Origin of the sequence: Bacillus sanguinis, assembly GCF_018332475.1 — a bacterium.
Classification (GTDB): Bacteria; Bacillota; Bacilli; order Bacillales; family Bacillaceae_G; genus Bacillus_A; species Bacillus_A sanguinis.
This window is the reverse complement of sequence record NZ_BOQB01000354.1, coordinates 1-318: the sequence shown is the minus strand read 5'-3', so window position 1 is coordinate 318 and position 318 is coordinate 1. Positions and strand designations below refer to the sequence as shown.

Here is a 318-nt window from a genome sequence, read left to right as displayed (position 1 = left end):
AATTTCTTCTAATAATTTTTGAAAGCAATAAAGCGCTGCATGTAGCCTGAACAACTCATGTATCGCAACGATACGCGGAGCTTTCCGCTCGAGTTTCGTATAGAAGTCTGTAAAAATACTCATAAGAAAATACATTTGTTTATAAGTAAGCCGAGCTTGTTCTTTTTTAAATGATTCATATTCGTTGTCAAAATACGATTGCCAACTTTTATAATCCGTTTCTTCAAAAGCTGATGATTGCAATACTTGTCTTGCAGTTCGAATAGGAGGAAGGGAAGGTTTCGTATTGTTTTTAAATAAAGTTAATACATCTCCTAC

At 34.0% G+C, this 318-nt stretch carries 1 pseudogene; it reads right to left on the bottom strand.

The annotated features are described in order from the left end of the window. Positions 1 to 318, bottom strand: a pseudogene (locus tag KI369_RS25825) (SWIM zinc finger family protein); the annotation flags it as partial.